This is a genomic window from Pseudomonas sp. 2FG, assembly GCF_005502935.1.
In the GTDB taxonomy this organism is placed as follows: Bacteria; Pseudomonadota; Gammaproteobacteria; order Pseudomonadales; family Pseudomonadaceae; genus Aquipseudomonas.
In genome coordinates this window covers 253,722-271,924 of the sequence record NZ_SCMP01000001.1, presented here as the reverse complement: position 1 = coordinate 271,924, position 18,203 = coordinate 253,722, and the positions used below count along the sequence as shown (strand labels likewise).

The following is an 18,203-nucleotide window of genomic DNA, read 5'->3' as shown; positions in this document are numbered from 1 at the left end:
AGCCCCTTCGGGGATTCCACCCTACTATCTGGTGTGGCTCATATCTGCTGAGGCTTAGTTGATCGCGTCAGTCAGAGCCTTGGCTGGCACATACTTCACGACTTTCTTCGCGGCGATCTCGATCGCCTTACCGGTCTGCGGGTTACGGCCGGTGCGCGCTGGGCGATCAGTCACCTTCAATTTGCCAATGCCTGGCAAGGTGATTTCGTCATAGTTCTCCAGTGCGTCGCTGACGATCTCGCTCAGCTGTTCCAGCACTGCGCGCACGGTCGCTTTCGACGCGTCGGTGGCTTCGGCGATATCGCTGATCAGTTGGTCTTTAGTCATTGCCATGGTGTTGCTCCGTTGCGTGGATAGTCGGGCTCCAGGCCGGCGTTCCGGCTGCGCGCCAGAAGGTGAGAGGCTCAGACGGCCAACTCCTTCCCGACCTGGAAAGGCCCGCACGCTAGCACAAAAGCCCCAATACTCGAGGAACATGGCGCAAATGCTGGGTCTTTGTGTTTCGGCCTCTTCCCGTGGCGGGCTCCAAGCAAGCATTGGCTAGGGAGAAATACAGGCTCATCGCCGCTTGTCCGAGCGGTCTTCCGGGCTGGCGCAACTGGTCGCAAGTTTCCGCCTATAGGAAGGTGCAAGTGCTTGTCGTGGATATCTTTTTAATCCGCAGCTGGCAGTTGTAAGTTGCCAACAAGCCGGTACAATGGCGCGGCCCTCCATCTGGAGGGCTTCGTTATGGTGACCCCATCGGTCCCCCCGCAACGATCAGCCGTGAACCCGGTCAGGCCTGGAAGGGAGCAGCCGCAGCGGTGAAATTGTGTGCCGGGGTGTGGCTGGTGGGGTTGCCTCCAGTTTCAAGTGGCCATTCAGCTTCAGCGCGCCACGATCTCTCGATATCCCCTGACTTCCTCATTCGCCCCAGTGCATGGATAGGCGAGCGCATCGGATGCAATTTGCCCCGGGCTCCGCTAGGATTAGCCGACTTCTTGCTCCCCAGCTGCGACGGTTTTCGATGAGTTATCAGGTTCTTGCACGTAAATGGCGTCCGCGCTCGTTCCGCGAAATGGTCGGCCAGACTCATGTGCTGAGGGCCCTGATCAATGCCCTCGACAGTCAGCGCCTGCACCATGCCTATCTGTTCACCGGCACCCGCGGGGTGGGCAAGACCACCATCGCGCGGATCATTGCCAAGTGCCTGAACTGCGAAACCGGTATCAGCTCAACGCCCTGTGGTGTCTGTTCTGTCTGTAAGGAGATCGACGAGGGGCGCTTTATCGACCTGATCGAAGTCGATGCCGCCAGCCGTACCAAGGTCGAAGATACTCGCGAACTGCTCGATAACGTGCAGTACGCGCCGAGCCGTGGGCGTTTCAAGGTGTACCTCATCGACGAAGTGCACATGCTCTCGACCCACAGTTTTAACGCCCTGTTGAAGACCCTTGAGGAGCCGCCGCCGCACGTCAAATTCCTGTTGGCGACCACCGACCCGCAGAAACTGCCGGTCACCATCCTGTCGCGTTGCCTGCAGTTCTCCCTGAAGAACATGCCGCCGGAGCGGGTGGTCGAGCACCTGACCCATGTGCTTGGCGTCGAGAACGTGCCCTTCGAGGAGGATGCGCTCTGGTTGCTGGGCCGCGCGGCTGACGGTTCGATGCGCGACGCCATGAGCCTCACCGACCAGGCCATCGCCTTTGGCGAGGGCAAAGTGCTGGCCGCGGATGTGCGTGCCATGCTCGGTACCCTCGATCACGGCCAGGTCTACGGCGTGTTGCAGGCGCTGCTGGAAGGCGATGCCCGTGGCTTGATCGAAGCGGTGCGTCACCTGGCCGAACAAGGCCCGGATTGGAGCGGCGTGCTGGCGGAAATTCTCAATGTGTTGCACCGCGTAGCCATCGCCCAGGCGCTGCCTGAGGCGGTCGATAATGGCCAGGGTGACCGTGATCGCGTGTTGGCATTGGCGCAGGCATTGCCGTCCGAAGATGTGCAGTTTTATTACCAGATGGGCCTGATCGGTCGGCGTGATTTGCCGCTGGCGCCGGATCCGCGTAGTGGCTTCGAAATGGTGCTGTTGCGGATGCTGGCCTTCCGCCCGGCGGATACGGATGACGCGCCGAGGGTGGCGCTAAAGCCGCTAGGGATTAGCCAGGCCACTGCTGATCCCAGACCCAACCCAGTGGCCGGGGCTGCTATGGCGGCGCCGGCTATGGCCGTAACTCCTGCTCCGGTTCCACCGGCAGCGCCAGTTGTTGAACCTGCGCCTGTACTCGCGCCTGTTGCAACTGCGGCGCCTGTCGTCGAGCCGCTTGCTGTTGCAGCGGCCGAGCCCGTAGTTGTGGCGCCGCCAGTCGAGCCAGCCCCCGTCGCCGCGCAACTCGTCACTCCGCTGCCCGCAGTTGTAGCGCCCGCAGCGCAGGCGGTCGAGGTCGTTGACCTGCCGTGGAATGAGCCGAGCGTCAGCGCTCCTGCGCTGGTGGTCGAAGCCGAGCCAGCAGTCGAGCCAGAGGCGTCTGACATAGCCCCCACTCCAATGCGGGCTGAGCTGGTCGCCATGCCGAATGACCTTGAGCGCGATGATGAACCGCCGCTCCCGGATGAGGATTATTACGAGGCCGATGGCGAGGCGGATGCCTACCTCGATGCTCTGGAGTCTGTCGGTGTTGCTGCGCCAGCCGTCGAAGCCGAACCGCAACCGGCGGCGCAGCCGGCCACTGGCCTGGCGGCTGAATGGTTGGACCTGTTCCCGCGTCTGGGCATAACCGGCCTGACCGCCAGCATCGCCGCCAACTGCACGCTGGTCGCCATCGAAGGTGATACCTGGCGCCTGCACCTGGACCCTGCGCAGAGTGCGCTGTTCAATGCGACCCAGCAGCGCCGCTTGAACGATGCGTTGAATCAGTACCATGAGCGTCCGCTAACGCTGGAAATCGAGCTGCGTAAGCCCGAGCAGGAAACTCCGGCGCAGGCCGCTTCGCGTAACCGCGCAGATCGCCAGCGCGCGGCGGAGGCGTCGATCCATGGCGATCCGCTGGTGCAGCAAATGATTCAACAGTTCGCCGCGGTGATTCGCGACGGCACTATCGAACCCCTGAATACCTGAAAGTTGTCTTGGAAACGTAGCGAGCAGGCGTATATGCAAGGCGCCCGGAGCGCAACGACGAGACAGTACAGGTAGTACGGCGAGGAAGTGAGCACCGCGCAACGCAGCAGATGCGCCGCGCAGTAGTTTTCAAGACAACTTTTGAGGTGATTCCCATGATGAAAGGTGGCATGGCCGGCCTGATGAAGCAGGCGCAGCAGATGCAAGAAAAAATGCAGAAGATGCAGGAAGAGCTGGCGAACGCCGAAGTGACCGGCCAATCCGGCGCGGGCCTGGTGAGCGTGGTGATGACCGGTCGGCATGACGTCAAACGCATCAGCCTGGATGACAGCCTGATGCAGGAAGACAAAGAAGTCCTCGAAGACCTGATCGCCGCAGCGGTGAATGATGCCGTGCGTAAAATCGAGCAGAACAGCCAGGACAAGATGTCGGGCATGACCTCTGGGATGCAGTTGCCCCCCGGCTTCAAAATGCCCTTCTAGATTGCTCGTGCCGCCCATGCAGCGCGCATGGCGGCGTTGCCGCCGGGTTCGGAATCCTCATGTGCACTGGCACACTGCGGTTCCTCGCCCGTCGGCGCCTTGCCCTGCACACTGCCTGAGCGGCCCGCTCCGTACCCCCGCATTTTGTGAGTGCCTGTCATGAGCTTCAGCCCGCTGATTCGCCAACTGATCGACTCCCTGCGCATTCTGCCGGGAGTAGGGCAGAAGACTGCGCAACGCATGGCCCTGCAGCTGCTCGAACGTGATCGCAGTGGCGCTCTGCGGCTTGCGCAGGCGCTGACGCAGGCGATGGAGGGCGTTGGCCACTGCAAGCAATGCCGGACCCTGAGCGAAGACGACCTGTGCCCGCAGTGTGCGGACCCGCGCCGCGATGACAGTGTGCTCTGCGTCGTGGAGGGGCCTATGGATGTGTATGCGGTCGAGCAGACCGGCTATCGCGGGCGTTACTTCGTGCTCAAGGGGCACCTATCACCGTTGGATGGCCTCGGCCCTGAGGCCATCGGCATTCCCGAGCTGCTGGCACGTATCCAGCAGGCCGCCTTCAGCGAAGTGATACTCGCCACCAACCCAACGGTTGAAGGTGAGGCGACGGCTCATTACATCGCCCAACTGCTGGCCAACAAAGGCCTGATCACCTCACGCATCGCCCACGGCATGCCGCTGGGTGGCGAGTTGGAGCTGGTCGATGGCGGCACCCTGGCGCATGCGCTAGCCGGACGTAGACCGATCAGCCTCTGATTCTCGCCGGTAGGCATAGCGCGGCCTTGGTCAACCGCTCGGCTTTAATCCAATCCTGAAGCCTGTCTATCCTCTGATGGCTAGGCGCTATCGCCCTGCGTGTTGGCCAATGCTTCACCTTGAAAACCAAGCAAGCGCTCGGTATGGTCGGGAAACCCCTATCCGGAGCTTGGCCATGCCCGCTTTTCAGGACTACTTCGACGAATCCCATCAACTGGTGCGTGACTCCGTGCGGCGTTTCGTCGAGCGGGAAATCCTGCCATCTATCGCCGACTGGGAGGAGGCCGAGGAATTTCCCCGCGAGCTGTACCTGAAGGCCGGCGCCGCCGGGATTCTCGGGATCGGTTATCCGGAACGGTTTGGCGGCAGCCATGAGGGCGATCTGTTCGCCAAGGTGGCGGCCAGTGAAGAGCTGATGCGTTCCGGCTCCGGCGGCTTGGTGGCCGGGCTTGGCTCCTTGGATATCGGCCTGCCACCGATAGTGAAGTGGGCCAAGCCGGCGATTCGTGATCGCGTGGTGCCGCAGGTGCTTTGCGGCGAGAAGATCATGGCGCTGGCGGTGACCGAGCCGTCTGGCGGCTCGGATGTGGCCAGCCTGAAGACCCGTGCGGTGCGCGATGGCGACTGTTACCGGGTGACCGGCAGCAAGACCTTTATCACCAGCGGCGTGCGCGCCGACTACTACACCGTGGCCGTGCGCAGCGGCGGCGAGGGCTTTGGCGGCGTCAGCCTGTTGCTGATCGAGAAGGGCACGCCGGGCTTCAGCGTCGGCCGCAAGCTGAAGAAGATGGGCTGGTGGGCGTCGGACACCGCCGAGCTGTTCTTCGATGATTGCCGGGTGCCGGTGGAAAACCTGATTGGTGTGGAAAACATGGGCTTTGCCGGGATCATGGCCAACTTCCAGTCCGAGCGGCTGTCGTTGGCGCTGATGGCCAATATGACGGCGCAACTGGCGCTGGAAGAAAGCCTCAAGTGGGCTAGCCAGCGCGAGGCGTTCGGTAAGCCGATCGGCAAATTCCAGGTGCTCAAACACCGGCTGGCGGAGATGGCGACGCAGCTGGAGGTTTCCCGCGAGTTCACCTACCGCCAGGCGGCGAAGATGGCTGCGGGTAAATCGGTGATCAAGGAAATCTCCATGGCCAAGAACTTCGCCACCGATATCGCCGACCGCATCGTCTACGACGCGGTGCAGATCGCCGGGGGCATGGGTTATATGCGTGAAAGCCTGGTGGAACGCCTGTACCGGGATAACCGCATCCTTTCCATCGGCGGCGGCACGCGGGAAGTGATGAACGAGATCATTAGCAAGCAGATGGGTTTGTAGGTGGGGGTATTCGCCGGCGCAATAAGCCGGTTGGCGAGTGGCAGAAAACGACTCAAAGCAGAAGTCGTCGGCGCTTCGAAGCAGACGTGAAGTGATTGCCTAGAAGCGGACGTTTAACGCCGCATAACGGGCGCGAGCGTAGTGAGCGTCCCAGTTCATGCGGTTGTTCGGGTCAGCTCTGTCGCTCCTTCGGCGTGTCTCGAACGTCACGCTTGTCACGCAGGACCAGTGGGCGACGCCCGCGCCCCGCTATGGTCTAAAGTGTGAGCCGTGTCAGATAAGACCAGGCGGGCAGGGTCTATGCCTCTATGTTTTCGTCTCCTTGCCGCTTGTTGATGCCTGAGCCAATAGTGCCGTCAGGATCATGTGCAGGATGACCGCCGGCCACAGCAGTATGCCGGCCAAACCGCCCGCGAAGCCGAGGTAGGCGAGATACAGGGTGACGGCCGCGCTGTAGGTCAACATGCCGAGCAGCGGCGTGCCCGGCCAGCAGGCGACCCCTAATGCGATCAGGGCGAGGCCGGTCACGCGCGCCACTGTCATGGCAATGCCGGTCAATTCTGTGCCGAACAGCAATTGCCCGACCAGCGACGGGGCAATCAGCAACGCCACGCCGGTCGCGGCTTCAATGACAGCAGCGAGAACAAGCACCTTTTTCATCGCGTCTACTTCCAGTCCTCTCGCGCTCTGGATCTGCTTCACAATGGCTTGAAGCTGCTAGTGGCCTGTGTGGCTAGTTCAATTAGTCAATTTCGGCGCCTGAAGCCCCGATACTGCGTTGCCGCTCTTCGCCATAGCCCTGCTATGACTCGTCGCGGCGCCTTGTCTCAGGACTCCAGGCATCCGAACTTGAGTTAACCAACTAGCCGTACAGGCCACTAGCGTTAGGGTGCTGCCTTAGGCTCCGGTTCGAGCTTGAAGGTCAGCTTGTCGATCTTGCCGGTGAACTTGAACGGAACATCGTAGCGATACTCCAGCATCGCGACGCCACTGCGCGTGTCCTGGCCGATGTCGAAGGTTTCATCCTCCGGGAACGTGATCGGGGTGGCGTGTTCCATGGAATTTCTGGCCACTTCCTGACCGTCCACGTAGAGCACGCCCGTTCCTCCCTTGCCCAAGCCTGGACCATCGGACTTGAAGTCGAAGACGATGCCGTGTTTGCCGGCATCCAGCTCGGGCCCTTCCCACGTCGTGCGCTTGAGGTCGAGCAGGTTGTAAAGGAACACTGGCTTGCCCCGACCAACTCCCAACTCGCCCTTACTCAGGAAAAGTCCATAGCCTCCGAAGCGCCCGCCGTCGGTGACGATCATGCCTTCCGCGCCCCCTTTGGGGATCGTGACCTCGGCGGTAATGGTGTACGACTTGTTCAGGATGTTCGGAGCGCCGCTGTTGGGGACGCCGATCAGTCCTCCCGTATAGGTGAAGACCGTTCGTCCCGCCGTCAGGCTCGGACGCGGCGTATAAAAGCGCGCGAGTGTCGAGTTGTCGAGCGGTAGCACGTCATACTTCTCCGCCTCCAGATAGAAGATGGACTGCATCTGTTTGAGCTTCTCCGGCATCTTGGCCGCCAGGTCGTTGGACTGGGTGGGGTCCTCCTCGACGTTGTAGAGCTCCCACTTATACCCGGTGATCACGTCGGGCGGCGTGGCGGTGCTCGGCGCCCACGGGAGCGTCGCCGGGGTCGTGGCCGCCACCCACCCTCCGTGATAGATGGCGCGGTTGCCGAGCATCTCGAAGTATTGCGTGGTGTGCTGGGTGGGCGCGTTGGCGTTTGCCTTGTCCCATGTGTAGGCCATGCTCATGCCGTCCATGGGCCGCTGCCTGATGCCGTTGAGCGTATCCGGCGCCGGGACGCCGGTCGCTTCGAGGATGGTCGGAGCGATGTCAATGACATGGTGGAACTGGCGGCGGATGCCGCCCATGTCGTTGATATGGCCGGGCCAGGACATGGCTACGCCCTGGGCGGTACCGCCGAAATGCGACGCCACCTGCTTCACCCACTTGAACGGAGTGCTCATCGCCCAGGCCCAGGGTGCCGCGAAGTGCGGGAAGGTCCGGTCGGACCCCCAGAACGGGTACCAGAGCAACTGGTCCTTGACCGGCACTTGAACGCCATTGAAGTAGGTGAATTCGTTCGGCGTGCCGTGGAGCATCCCTTCCGCGCTCGCGCCGTTGTCGCCGGCGATGTATATGATCAGGGTGTTGTCGAGTTCGCCCAGGTCTTCGACTGCCTGGATGACCCGGCCGATCTCGTGGTCGGTGTAGGCGAGGTAGGCCCCGTAGACGTCCGCCTGTTTGATAAACAGCTTCTTCTCCTCCCAACTGAGGGAATCCCACTCCGGCAGTTCCTTCGGCCACGGTGTCAGCTTCGCGTTCTCGGGCATGATGCCCAGCCGCTTCTGGTTGGCGAAGATGGTCTCGCGCAGCTTGTTCCAGCCCTCGTCGAAGAGGTGCAGGTCGCCGATTGTCTTGATCCACTCAGGCGTCGGATGATGCGGGGCGTGGGTGCCCCCCGGTACGTAATAGACAAGGAACGGTTTGTCGGGCGCGATCTCCTTGAGCCCCTTCATGTACTGGATCGCCTCGTCGGCCATGGCCGTGGTCAGGTTCCAGCCCGGATTGCCCTCGAAGGGGTAGATGGCCGTCGTATTGCGGTACAGGTTCGGTTGCCACTGGCTGGCGTCGCCACCGACGAAGCCATAGAAGTACTCGAAGCCCAAACCGTTCGGCCACTGCTCGAAGGGCCCGGCCTGGGTCGCCTGATAGAAGGGCGTGTTGTGATTCTTGCCGAACCACGAGGTCGCGTACCCGTTGTTCTTCAGGATGGCGCCGATGGTGCCGTTCTCCTTCCTGATGACCGAGTCATAACCCGGGAACCCCGTCGCGGCTTCGCCCACCACCCCGAAGCCGGCCACGTGATGGTTGCTGCCGGTGATCAATGCCGCACGCGTCGGCGAGCAGAGCGATGTGGAGTGAAAGTTCGTGAAGCGCAGCCCGCTTTTCGCGATGCGATCCAGTGCCGGGGTCGGGACGCCGCCGCCGAAGGTTCCCGGCGCGCCAAACCCGCTATCGTCGGTCATGATCAGCAGCACGTTGGGCGCGCCCTTCGGCGGCACGATGCGCGGCGCCCACCAGGCTGTCGACTCCGAGGCCTTTTCCTTGATCACCCCGCCGAACTTCGGATCGGGCGCTGGAAGCTGATTTCCGCTGATAGTGGTGGTGGCGCTGGGCGAACCCAACTCAGCGGTTCCTTGCTGTGCGATGCTGCATGTGGAATAGAAAGCAAAGGCGACACTTGAAATCACTATGGCAACGACCAGCTTGACCGTTTTCATACGAGTTTTCTCCTTTTCGACATGGTTTTGTCGACCGCCCTGTCCGCAGTCGGGGCGAGGTGCGCCGCGACTTCTTCGATGCTCAGGTGAGCTTCTTCCCCATGGCTGGAGGTGAACGACCGTGGCTTGTCCAGCAGCGCACCAAGGCGCAGCTCTTGGCTGCGGGATCGTCAGCAAACATTTTCATGATAGTCAGTTCTGAGTACTCAGGCGCCAGCTCGGAATCGCGCTGTCCGCTGTGAGCGCGTTTTGAAGGGGGCCGAAGGGCTGCAATTGGCCGATTGCCGCCGCCGGGCAGCTTTTAACCCCAGGAACGGACGTTAAGCACTGCCCACCAACTACCGATAATTCAGTACCCATTTCGCCAGAGGAATTATGCGTCCAGTCTCTGGCGGCCTTAGTCCATCGCCTCGTTGTCGCGGATGAGGATGCACTTTCTGCCGTTCTCATCCTCGAGGTAGTCGTGCACATAGAACATCACGACGGCCCCCAGCCCGGGCATGGTCGCCACATAGTCGCCGACTTCGGGGGTGAAGAATTTGGCAGACGCCGGCCTGGCTTCACACTCGATGAAGGCGGTCATGAATAGTTCGGGGTCGGCGTCGTCAAAAAACTCGGCGCGGGTTGCTTCATCCCAGGTTTCGGGTGCCTGGAACACACCCGTGAAGAGGATTTTGGCATCGCCAAGGTCTTCTTCCTCGGCGTCCGGGTCATTTTCGTCCGGGCGGTAGAGGCTGCAGTCCTGGGCGTCCGGGTTGCCGAGGATCGCCAGCCGGGCAGCAAGGCGCTTTGCCGGGTCAAGCTCGCCGGCCTCGCATAGCTGCACCCAGACTTCGTCGGTGCTGCGTTCCTGGTCTTTTGCGCTCATGGGGTTCTCCGTGGCCAGCTCAGTGCAGGCCTGCATGCATTGAATAAGTGCGCCGTGCGGGCTGCAAGGTGCTGACCGTTGCGCGGTGGCAGCACCATGCCTAAATCGCCGCGGGTTGCATAGCGCCCTTTGCCTCTGGATTGGGCAGGGCCGCGGCAGCGAGCTGGAGTGTGTTCAGTCTTTTGCCCGGCGGGTCGGTCAGGGCAAGCCGCTGGGGCGGGGGTTACTGCAGCCCGTGTTTCTTCACCTTGTCGAACAGTGTGGTCTTGGCCATGCCCAGGGCCTGGCTGGCCTGGCTGAGGTTGCCGCTGTGGCGTTCCAGGGCGCCGCTGAGCAGGCTCTTCTCGAAGGCGTCCACCGCCTCGGCGAAGGACGGGCCGCTGCTTTCCGCCGCTAGCCCGCTTTTCTTGAACACCGGCAGGCCGAGGGCAAAGCGTTCGGCGACGTTGCGCAACTCGCGCACGTTGCCCGGCCAGTCGTGGGCCATCAGGCTCGACAGGGTGTGCCGATCCAGTTCCGGCGCGGCGCGGTCGAAGCGCAGCGAGGAATGCTGGAGGAAGTGTTCGAACAGCAGCGGGATGTCCTCACGGCGTTCGCGTAGCGGCGGCAACTCCAGGGTGACCACGTTGAGGCGGTAGTACAGGTCGCTGCGAAATTGCCCGGCCTTGCCCAGTTCATCCAGGTCGGCCTTGGTCGCGGCGATCACCCGGCAGTCCACGGCCACGCTCTGGTTCGAGCCGAGGCGCTCCAGGCTGTGTTCCTGCAGCACCCGCAGCAGTTTGATCTGCAGGTTGATCGGCATGCTCTCGATCTCGTCGAGGAACAGGCTGCCGCCGTTGGCGTGCTCGATCTTGCCGATGCGGCGCTTGCCGGCGCCGGTGAAGGCATGCGCCTCGTGGCCGAAGATCTCGCTCTCGAACAGGTTCTCCGGCAGACCGCCGCAGTTCAGGGCGACGAACTGGTGATCCTTGCGCCGGCTGAAGTCGTGCAGGCAGCGGGCGACCAGTTCCTTGCCGGTGCCGGTTTCGCCCTCGATCAAGACGTTGGCCGAGGTGTCGGCGACGTTGGCGATCAGCTCGCGCAATTGCTGCATGGCCGGTGAGCGGCCCAGCAGGCGCTCCTCCAGGGCCTGGTGGCCGGCCAACTGGCGGCGCAGCGCCGAGACCTCGCGGGCCAGCCCGCGTTGCTCCAGGGCGCGGCGGGTCACATCCACCAGGTGCTCGGGGGAGAAGGGTTTCTCCATGAAGTCGTAGGCGCCGTCGCGCATGGCGCCGACGGCCATGGAGATGTCGCCGTGGCCGGTGATCAGTACCACCGGCAGGCTGCGATCACGGGCCTTGAGGCGGGCGAGCAGTTCCAGGCCGTCGATGCCGGGTAGGCGAATGTCGCTGATGACGATGCCGGCGAAGTTCTCGCCGACCCGCTGCAGGGCTTCCTCGGCGCTGCCGACCCCGATGCTGGGAATGTCCTCCAGGCTCAGGGCTTGCTGGCAGCCGAGCAGGACATGCGGGTCGTCTTCGACGATCAGGACGGTCAAGTGGTCATTCATCGCGGCGGGACTCGGCAGGGGATTGGGGCAGCAGGGGCAGGTTCAGCTCGAAGGCGGTACCGCCGCTTTCCGGGTGTTGCACGCTGAGGTTGCCGCCAGCCGCGGCGGCCAGGCTGGCCGACAGGGTCAGACCCAGGCCCAGCCCTTGTTCGCCCGGTTTGGTGGTGAAGAACGGCTCGAACAGATGCACGCGCACCGAGGGCGGAATGCCCGGGCCGTTGTCGCGGACCTGGAGCCGATAGTGGTCGTCCTCCGCGTGGCCTTCGAGCCAGAGCTGGCGGTCGCTCTGCCCGTGCATGGCGTCGATGGCGTTGACGACCAGGTTGACCAGAATCTGTTCCAGGCGCGTCTGGTCGATGGCCAGGCGAGCGTCGCCGTAGGTCCGGTGAATACGCAGTGGCGTGCGCTCCAGGCGTGGCTGCAGGAGGAACAGGGCCGCGTCCATGGCCTTGCCCAGGCGGGCTTCGCCGCTGTCGTCGGCGCGCCGGGCGAAGGCGCGCAGGCTGGCGGTGATACGGCCCATGCGGTCGACCAGTTCGTTGATGGTGGCGAGGTTGCTGCTGGCGGTATCCAGGGCGCCACGTTGCAGGAAGCGCACGGTGTTGCCGGAGAGGGTGCGCAGGGCGGCCAGCGGCTGGTTGAGTTCGTGGGCGATGCTGGTGGACATCTGCCCGATCACCGCCAGCTTGCCGGCTTGCACCAGGTCGTCCTGGGCCTTGCGCAGGGTTTCCTCGGCCTGCCGACGTTCGCGGATTTGCGCCTTCAGGCGTTCGTTGCTGGCGCGCAGGTCGGCGGTGCGTTCGGCGATCTTGCGCTCCAGCTCGTTGTTCGCCTGCTGCAGGGCCTCGCGGGCGGCCAGGCGGGTGGCGATCACCTTGCGCCGCTCGTTCCAGGCGATCAGCAGAAAGGCCAGCAGGGCGCAGGCCACCGCGGCCAGCATGCCGTGGCTGATGGCCGCGCGGCGCAGGTCCTGCAAGGGGGAGAGCAGGGTCAGGTGCCAGAGGGTGTCGTTCAGCGGACGAGTCTGCGCCAGGTAGCTGATCGGCTGCGCTGCGCTGGCGTTTTCGCCGCTGGCGGGCAGCGTCAGCAGCTCGGTATCGGCGGCGATGCGCTGGCGCGCCAGGAGTTGCAGCTCCTTGAACGTGGTCCAGTGGTATTGCAGGCTGCCGGCCAGTTGCGCCTTGGTCTCGGCGCTGAGGGGGTGTACGGCCTTGAGCCGGCGCGCCGGGTCGCTGGAGAGGATGATGATGCCGTTTTCGTCGCTGACGTAGGCTTCCAGGCGTGCCCGTTCCCAGCGTTTCTCCAGGGGGTCGAGGCGGATCTTCACCACCGCCACGCCGATGATGGTGCCGCGATGGCGCAGGCCGTGGGCCAGGTAATAGCCGGCTTCGCCGGTGCTGTCGATGCCGTAGAAGCGCCCCGGCTTGCCCTGGATGGCATCCTGGAAATAGGCGCGGTAGGCCAGGTCCTCGCCCTGGAAGCTGTCGGCGTCGCGCCAGTTGCTGGTGGCCAGCACGCGGCCGCTGGTGTCGAGGATGAAGATGGCCAGGCTGCCGCTGCGTTTGTTCAGGCCCTCGAGGTAAGTGTTGACCCGTTCGCGCCGGGGCTCGCTGAGGTCGAGCAGCAGGCGGCTGACGCTGGACTCCAGCTCCAGCAGGCTGGGCAGGTAGGTGTGGGTGCTGATCTCGCTTTCCACCGCGCGGGCGTGCAGCTCGAGCTGGCGTTCGCCGCTCTCGGCCAGGGCGCGGATACCGATCTGGGTGCTGAGGTAATAGGCGCTATAACCGCAGGCGAGCATCAGCAGGATGATCGGCAAGGGCAGGAGCAGGCGACGGATCAGACGAGGCTTCACGGTCAGCAAGGGCGGCAGCGCGCGAGGGTTGGGGAAAGGCGATTGCAGCACAATCATGGCCGGGCGGCCAGTCCGGCGTCGTGCGCCGCGTCTAGGCTGCGCAGCCTTGAGCGGCACTGCGGCCAGGTCTGCTTGGCGGTATCGGCTGTAGGGGGCATCGGCGATATCCGCTCAATTCTGTTCGCATCAGGATGGCGGCGAGCCAGGCCCGCCGCCGCACGCTGTCAGTATTCCCAGAAGATCCGTTGCATCTCCTTGCTGTCCTGGGTCTTGGTCAGGGCGACCGAGGCGAGGATGCGGGCTTTCTGCGGGTTGAGGTCATGGGCGACCACCCAGTCGTTCTTGTCGTCCGGCTGTTCGGCGTTGCGCAGAACGAAACCGCCCTGGTTGACGTGGGAGGAACGGATGATCTGCAGGCCATCCTTGCGCAGCTCCTGCAGGCTCGGCACGACGCGCGAGGCCACCGAACCGTTGCCGGTGCCGGCCTGGATGATGGCCTTGGCGCCGGCCTGGGCGAAGGCCTTGTAGGCGGTGTCGTCGACGTTGCCGTAGCCGTAGGCGATGTCTACGCGTGGCAGGCTGGAGATCTTCTGAATGTCGAACTCGGAGCCGCTGGTGTGGCGCTTGGCCGGCAGGCGGAACCAGTAGCTCTTGCCTTCCACCACCATGCCCAGCGGACCCCAGGGGCTCTTGAAGGCTTCGGTCTTGATGTTCACCGACTTGCTGACGTCGCGCCCGGAGTGGATCTCGTCGTTCATGGTCACCAGCACGCCCTTGCCGCGCGCTGCCTTGTTGCTGGCCACGGCGACGGCGTTGTACAGGTTGAGCATGCCGTCGGCGGACATGGCGGTGCCCGGGCGCATCGAGCCGACTACCACTATGGGCTTGTCGGTGTGCTCCACCAGGTTGAGGAAGTAGGCGGTCTCTTCCAGGGTGTCGGTGCCGTGGGTGATGACGATGCCGTCGACCTCGTCGCTCTCGGCCAGCTTGGCGACGTGCTTGCCCAGTTGCAGCAGGTTGTCGTTGGAGATGCTTTCCGAGGCGATCTGGAACACCTGTTCGCCGCGCACGTTGGCGAGGTTCTTCAGCTCCGGCACGCCGGCGATGAGCTGCTCGACCGGTACTTTCGCCGCCTGGTAGGTGGCGCTGTTGGCGGCGCTGGCGCCGGCGCCGGCGATGGTGCCGCCGGTGGCGAGGATCACCACGTTGGCGAGCTTCTGCTGCGACTCGACCTCTTTGGCCTGCAGCCCTTGCGGCAGCAGGAACATCAGGGCCAGTGCGCTCGGAGCGAATGAATGCAAAACGTTCTTCATGCGTGCTTCTCTTCTGGTGGGTTGTTGTTATTGGTTAGAGAACGTGCAGCGATCTCCGCCGCTCTCGCCGGGAGAACCTGTTCAAGGTCTACTGCGCTTGGTCATGCTGCGTTGAAAACAGGCTCAAAATGCTCATTTACCACGCGTAAACTGCGCTTTTTCGCCTGTTTTCGCCTTGCCTGACCTGCGCTCGCGACGACCTAGAACAGGTTCTGAGGGGCGGATCGCGGCATCAGTGCTGGAGGATCTTGGCGAGGAACTGTTGGGCGCGGTCGGAGCGGGCCGAGACGTCACCGAAGAATTCTTCCTTGGCGCAGTCTTCGACTATCTGCCCTTGGTCCATGAAGATGACGCGGTTGGCGACCTTGCGCGCGAAGCCCATCTCGTGGGTCACGCACATCATGGTCATGCCTTCGTTGGCCAGTTGCACCATGACGTCGAGCACCTCGTTGACCATCTCCGGGTCGAGGGCCGAGGTCGGTTCGTCGAACAGCATCACCACCGGGTCCATGGCCAGCGCACGGGCGATCGCCACGCGCTGCTGTTGGCCGCCGGAAAGTTGCCCGGGGTGCTTGTGGGCGTGGGCCAGCAGGCCGACGCGGTCGAGCAGCTTGAGGCCTTTCTCGGTGGCCTCGTCCTTGCTGCGGCCGAGGACCTTGATCTGCGCGATGGTCAGGTTCTCGGTGATCGACAGGTGCGGGAACAGCTCGAAGTGCTGAAACACCATGCCGACCCGGGAGCGCAGCTCGGGCAGATCGGTCTTCGGGTTGGCGATGGAGGTGCCGTCGACCCGGATGTCGCCCTTCTGGAAGGGCTCCAGCGCGTTGACGCACTTGATCAGGGTGGACTTGCCGGAGCCGGACGGGCCGCAGACCACCACCACTTCGCCTTTCTTCACTTGCGTGGTGCAGTTGGTCAGTACCTGGAAATCCCCGTACCACTTGTTGACGCTATCGATCGAAATCATACGGCTAACCTTCTGTGCAGATGCTTCACCAGCAGCGAGGCGGCGAAGCTGATCGTGAAATACACCAGACCGGCGAAGATCAGGAACTCATGGGGCTGGCCGATGATGTCGCCGCGCGAGCGCGAGGCGTTGAGGAAGTCCATCAGGCCGACGGTGTAAACCAGGGAGGTGTCCTGGAACAGGATGATGCTCTGCTGCAGCAGCAGCGGGGTCATCTTGCGGAAGGCCTGGGGCAGGATGATCAGGCGCATCATCTGCCCGTAACTCATCCCCAGTGCCTGGGCGGCGCCCATCTGGCCCTTGGGAATGGCCTGGATGCCGGCGCGGACGATCTCGCAGAAATACGCCGCCTCGAACATCATGAAGGCCACCAGGCAGGAGCTGAACGCGCCGATCGGGGTGTCCTCGCCGGTGATCCAGCGCAGCAGGAAGGGCACCGCGAAGTAGAACCAGGTGATCACCAGCAGCAGCGGGATCGAGCGGAAGTAGTTGACGTAGGCGCCGGCCAGGTTGGACAGCAGCTTGCTGGGCGACAGCCGCAGCAGCGCCAGCAGGGTGCCGAGGACCACGCCGCCGAGCACGCCGAGCACCATCAGCTGCAGGGTCATCAGCATGCCTTCCCACAGGCCCGGCAGGGCGGGGACTATCGCGCTGAAATCCATCATTTACCTCCCACGGAGATCAGGCCCGGCACCGCGACTCTCTGCTCGATCATGCGCATGAACAGCATCAGGCCCATGTTCAGCGTGAAGTAGATCAGCGTGGCCAGGGTGAAGGCTTCGAACAGGTTGGCGGAGAACTCGGCGGTCTGTTTGGTCTGCGCCAGCAGCTCCATCAGGCCGATCAAGGACGCCACCGAGGAGTTCTTGAAGATGTTGAGGAACTCCGAGGTGAGCGGCGGAATGATGATGCGATAGGCCTGCGGCAGCAGCACGTTGAGGTAGATCTGCGGCAACTTGAAGCCCATGGCATAGGCCGCGGCGGTCTGGCCCTTGGGCAGCGCCTGGATACCGGTGCGCACCTGCTCGCAGACCCGTGCGGCGGTGAACAGGCCGAGGCACACCACCACGCTCAGGTAGGCCGAAGTGGCCGGGTTCAAGTCCTGCTTGAACCACAGCTCCAGCGGCTCGGGCAGCAGGTCCGGCACCAGGAAATACCAGAGAAACAGCTGCACCAGCAGCGGCACGTTGCGGAAGATTTCCACGTAGGTGGTGGCGAGGCCGGAGACCCAGCGGTTCGGCACGGTGCGCAGCACGCCGAGCAGCGAGCCCAGCAGCAGGGCGATGATCCAGCCCACCAGGGCGACGGCGATGGTCCAGCCCAGGCCGGTGACGAACCAGTCCAGGTAGATTTCGCTGCCGATGCCGGTGGACTTGAAGAACACGCCCCAGTCCCAGTTGTAATTCATGCGGGTTTCCCCTCGGGTGTCGCGAAAGCAATGGCGCGGAGTCGGGGGCCGGGCACGCGCGAGCGCGCCCCATCCGCGGGTAGCGGATGGCCCCTTGTCCATTCAGTTGGAGAGTGGGAGAGGGCGAGTGCCTCTCCCGGTTCCCCGCCCCCTCCTCGCCTTGTGGGAGAGGAGGGGGCATCACCTTCAGATCTGTTCTGCAGACTTGTCGGTGGGGTTGGCGATCAGCTTCTTCAGCTCATCGCTCATGGGGAAATTCAGGTTCAGGTTCTTCGGCGGCACCGGCTGGAGGAACCACTTGTTGTAGATGGCGTTGACTTCGCCGGACTTGAAGGTGGCGCTGATGGCGGTGTCGACCACCTGCTTAAAGCCTTGGTCACCCTTGCGCAGCATGCAGCCGTAGATCTCGAAGGATTGCGGCGCGCCGACCACGACCCAGTCGTCCGGCTTCTTGGCCTTGGCCATTTCGCCGTAGAGCAGCGCGTCGTCCATCATGAAGGCCACGGCGCGGCTCGACTCGAGCATCAGGAAGGATTCGCCATGGTCCTTGGCCGAGATGATGTTCATGCCCATCTGCTTCTCGGCGTTCATCGTCTTGATCAGGCGCTCGGAGGTGGTGCCGGCGGTGGTCACCACGTTCTTGCCCTTGAGGTCGGCGAAGTCGCTGACGCCGGAGGTCTTCTTGGTCAGCAGGCGGGTGCCCACCTCGAAGATGCCGACCGAGAAGTCGACCTGTTGCTGGCGCTCGATGTTGTTGGTGGTGGAGCCGCACTCCAGGTCGACTGTGCCGTTCTGCACCAGCGGGATACGGGTCTGCGAGGTGACCAGGTTGTAGCGCACCTTCAGCTCCGGCAGGCCGAGTTCCTGCTTGATCGCCTCGACCACTTTCAGCTGCAGGTCATGGGAGTAGCCGACCGGCTGGCGCGGATCGTTGCCCAGGTAGGAGAAGGGGATGGAGGCGTCGCGGTGGCCGAGGGTGATGGTGCCGGAATCCTTGATCTTCTTCAGGGTGCCGGTGAGTTCGTTGGCGTGGGCCTGGGTGGTCAGCAGAGCGGCAGCGATGGCTGCGCCCAACAGGTGGGGAACGATACGCATGAGTCTTTTCCTCGGCTTGTTGTTATGTTGGGACTACGACAGGGGCGCTGAACGAGTTCAGATGTCGGTTCGCATTCCTCCCATGTCTAAGAGCAGGATATATGCCAGCTTTTTTGGGTTTGATTTAGTTTTTTAAGTATTTGAATTTAAAAGATTATTT

At 63.2% G+C, this 18,203-nt stretch carries 15 protein-coding genes and 1 other RNA gene; 5 read left to right on the top strand and 11 right to left on the bottom strand.

Annotation, left to right across the window (positions count from 1 at the left end):
* Nucleotides 1–54: 54 nt before the first annotated feature.
* Nucleotides 55–477, bottom strand: a complete 423-nt coding sequence (locus FFS13_RS01210) for an HU family DNA-binding protein (RefSeq protein WP_256657792.1) — start codon at nt 475–477, stop codon at nt 55–57.
* Nucleotides 478–739: 262 nt separating this feature from the next.
* On the opposite strand from FFS13_RS01210, the gene ffs reads away from it, so the two are divergent.
* The 5 genes from ffs (at nt 740) to FFS13_RS01185 (ending at nt 5,656) form a co-directional block, all read left to right on the top strand.
* Nucleotides 740–836: signal recognition particle sRNA small type (gene ffs, locus FFS13_RS01205), an RNA gene on the top strand.
* A gap of 170 nt (nt 837–1,006) precedes the next feature.
* The gene (gene dnaX / locus FFS13_RS01200) at nt 1,007–3,091 is read left to right on the top strand and encodes a DNA polymerase III subunit gamma/tau (protein ID WP_137817301.1); all 2,085 of its coding nucleotides are present in this window, start codon (nt 1,007–1,009) and stop codon (nt 3,089–3,091) included.
* Nucleotides 3,092–3,246: 155 nt separating this feature from the next.
* Complete coding sequence (locus tag FFS13_RS01195) at nt 3,247–3,573, top strand: YbaB/EbfC family nucleoid-associated protein (RefSeq protein ID WP_119955433.1); 327 nt, start codon at nt 3,247–3,249, stop codon at nt 3,571–3,573.
* A 159-nt stretch (nt 3,574–3,732) separates the two neighbouring features.
* A complete protein-coding gene (recR, locus tag FFS13_RS01190; protein ID WP_137817300.1) occupies nt 3,733–4,332 on the top strand; it encodes a recombination mediator RecR in 600 nt (199 codons plus the stop codon).
* Between the two features lie 175 nt (nt 4,333–4,507).
* Nucleotides 4,508–5,656 (top strand): acyl-CoA dehydrogenase family protein, encoded by a 1,149-nt coding sequence (locus tag FFS13_RS01185; RefSeq protein ID WP_137817299.1) that lies wholly within the window; start codon nt 4,508–4,510, stop codon nt 5,654–5,656.
* Nucleotides 5,657–5,962: 306 nt separating this feature from the next.
* Here FFS13_RS01185 and FFS13_RS01180 read toward each other — a convergent pair whose 3' ends face one another.
* The 10 genes from FFS13_RS01180 to FFS13_RS01135 all read right to left on the bottom strand — a co-directional run bounded on the left by FFS13_RS01180 (nt 5,963) and on the right by FFS13_RS01135 (nt 18,043).
* A complete protein-coding gene (locus FFS13_RS01180) occupies nt 5,963–6,316 on the bottom strand; it encodes a hypothetical protein (protein WP_137817298.1) in 354 nt (117 codons plus the stop codon).
* Between the two features lie 224 nt (nt 6,317–6,540).
* Nucleotides 6,541–8,991: an arylsulfatase gene (locus tag FFS13_RS01175; protein ID WP_137817297.1), complete on the bottom strand. Its 2,451-nt coding sequence runs from the start codon at nt 8,989–8,991 to the stop codon at nt 6,541–6,543.
* A 397-nt stretch (nt 8,992–9,388) separates the two neighbouring features.
* Nucleotides 9,389–9,859: a hypothetical protein gene (locus FFS13_RS01170; protein WP_137817296.1), complete on the bottom strand. Its 471-nt coding sequence runs from the start codon at nt 9,857–9,859 to the stop codon at nt 9,389–9,391.
* Nucleotides 9,860–10,082: 223 nt separating this feature from the next.
* Complete coding sequence (locus FFS13_RS01165; protein WP_137817295.1) at nt 10,083–11,408, bottom strand: sigma-54 dependent transcriptional regulator; 1,326 nt, start codon at nt 11,406–11,408, stop codon at nt 10,083–10,085.
* Nucleotides 11,401–13,317: an ATP-binding protein gene (locus tag FFS13_RS01160; RefSeq protein WP_137817294.1), complete on the bottom strand. Its 1,917-nt coding sequence runs from the start codon at nt 13,315–13,317 to the stop codon at nt 11,401–11,403. The genes FFS13_RS01165 and FFS13_RS01160 overlap by 8 nt, the downstream gene beginning before the upstream one ends.
* A 167-nt stretch (nt 13,318–13,484) precedes the next feature.
* Nucleotides 13,485–14,573, bottom strand: a complete 1,089-nt coding sequence (locus FFS13_RS01155; RefSeq protein WP_137817293.1) for an asparaginase — start codon at nt 14,571–14,573, stop codon at nt 13,485–13,487.
* A gap of 232 nt (nt 14,574–14,805) precedes the next feature.
* Nucleotides 14,806–15,540, bottom strand: coding sequence for an amino acid ABC transporter ATP-binding protein (locus FFS13_RS01150; protein ID WP_137817292.1), 735 nt, complete (start codon nt 15,538–15,540; stop codon nt 14,806–14,808).
* Nucleotides 15,537–16,205 (bottom strand): amino acid ABC transporter permease, encoded by a 669-nt coding sequence (locus tag FFS13_RS01145; RefSeq protein ID WP_171006390.1) that lies wholly within the window; start codon nt 16,203–16,205, stop codon nt 15,537–15,539. Before FFS13_RS01145 ends, FFS13_RS01150 begins: the two co-directional genes overlap by 4 nt.
* Nucleotides 16,202–16,948, bottom strand: coding sequence for an amino acid ABC transporter permease (locus tag FFS13_RS01140; protein ID WP_137817290.1), 747 nt, complete (start codon nt 16,946–16,948; stop codon nt 16,202–16,204). Before FFS13_RS01140 ends, FFS13_RS01145 begins: the two co-directional genes overlap by 4 nt.
* 186 nt (nt 16,949–17,134) lie before the next feature.
* Nucleotides 17,135–18,043 carry a glutamate/aspartate ABC transporter substrate-binding protein gene (locus FFS13_RS01135; RefSeq protein WP_137817289.1) on the bottom strand — a complete coding sequence of 303 codons (909 nt, stop codon included), beginning with the start codon at nt 18,041–18,043 and terminating at the stop codon, nt 17,135–17,137.
* Nucleotides 18,044–18,203 lie beyond the last annotated feature (160 nt).

Coding starts and splice junctions, on each gene's coding strand:
- dnaX (WP_137817301.1), top strand. CDS start 1,007: ATGAGTTATCAGGTTCTTGCACGTAAATGGCGTCCGCGCTCGTTCCGC.
- FFS13_RS01185 (WP_137817299.1), top strand. CDS start 4,508: ATGCCCGCTTTTCAGGACTACTTCGACGAATCCCATCAACTGGTGCGT.
- FFS13_RS01195 (WP_119955433.1), top strand. CDS start 3,247: ATGATGAAAGGTGGCATGGCCGGCCTGATGAAGCAGGCGCAGCAGATG.
- FFS13_RS01160 (WP_137817294.1), bottom strand. CDS start 13,317: ATGATTGTGCTGCAATCGCCTTTCCCCAACCCTCGCGCGCTGCCGCCC.
- FFS13_RS01150 (WP_137817292.1), bottom strand. CDS start 15,540: ATGATTTCGATCGATAGCGTCAACAAGTGGTACGGGGATTTCCAGGTA.
- FFS13_RS01155 (WP_137817293.1), bottom strand. CDS start 14,573: ATGAAGAACGTTTTGCATTCATTCGCTCCGAGCGCACTGGCCCTGATG.
- FFS13_RS01135 (WP_137817289.1), bottom strand. CDS start 18,043: ATGCGTATCGTTCCCCACCTGTTGGGCGCAGCCATCGCTGCCGCTCTG.
- FFS13_RS01180 (WP_137817298.1), bottom strand. CDS start 6,316: ATGAAAAAGGTGCTTGTTCTCGCTGCTGTCATTGAAGCCGCGACCGGC.
- FFS13_RS01145 (WP_171006390.1), bottom strand. CDS start 16,205: ATGATGGATTTCAGCGCGATAGTCCCCGCCCTGCCGGGCCTGTGGGAA.
- FFS13_RS01175 (WP_137817297.1), bottom strand. CDS start 8,991: ATGAAAACGGTCAAGCTGGTCGTTGCCATAGTGATTTCAAGTGTCGCC.
- FFS13_RS01140 (WP_137817290.1), bottom strand. CDS start 16,948: ATGAATTACAACTGGGACTGGGGCGTGTTCTTCAAGTCCACCGGCATC.
- recR (WP_137817300.1), top strand. CDS start 3,733: ATGAGCTTCAGCCCGCTGATTCGCCAACTGATCGACTCCCTGCGCATT.
- FFS13_RS01165 (WP_137817295.1), bottom strand. CDS start 11,408: ATGAATGACCACTTGACCGTCCTGATCGTCGAAGACGACCCGCATGTC.
- FFS13_RS01210 (WP_256657792.1), bottom strand. CDS start 477: ATGTTCCTCGAGTATTGGGGCTTTTGTGCTAGCGTGCGGGCCTTTCCA.
- FFS13_RS01170 (WP_137817296.1), bottom strand. CDS start 9,859: ATGAGCGCAAAAGACCAGGAACGCAGCACCGACGAAGTCTGGGTGCAG.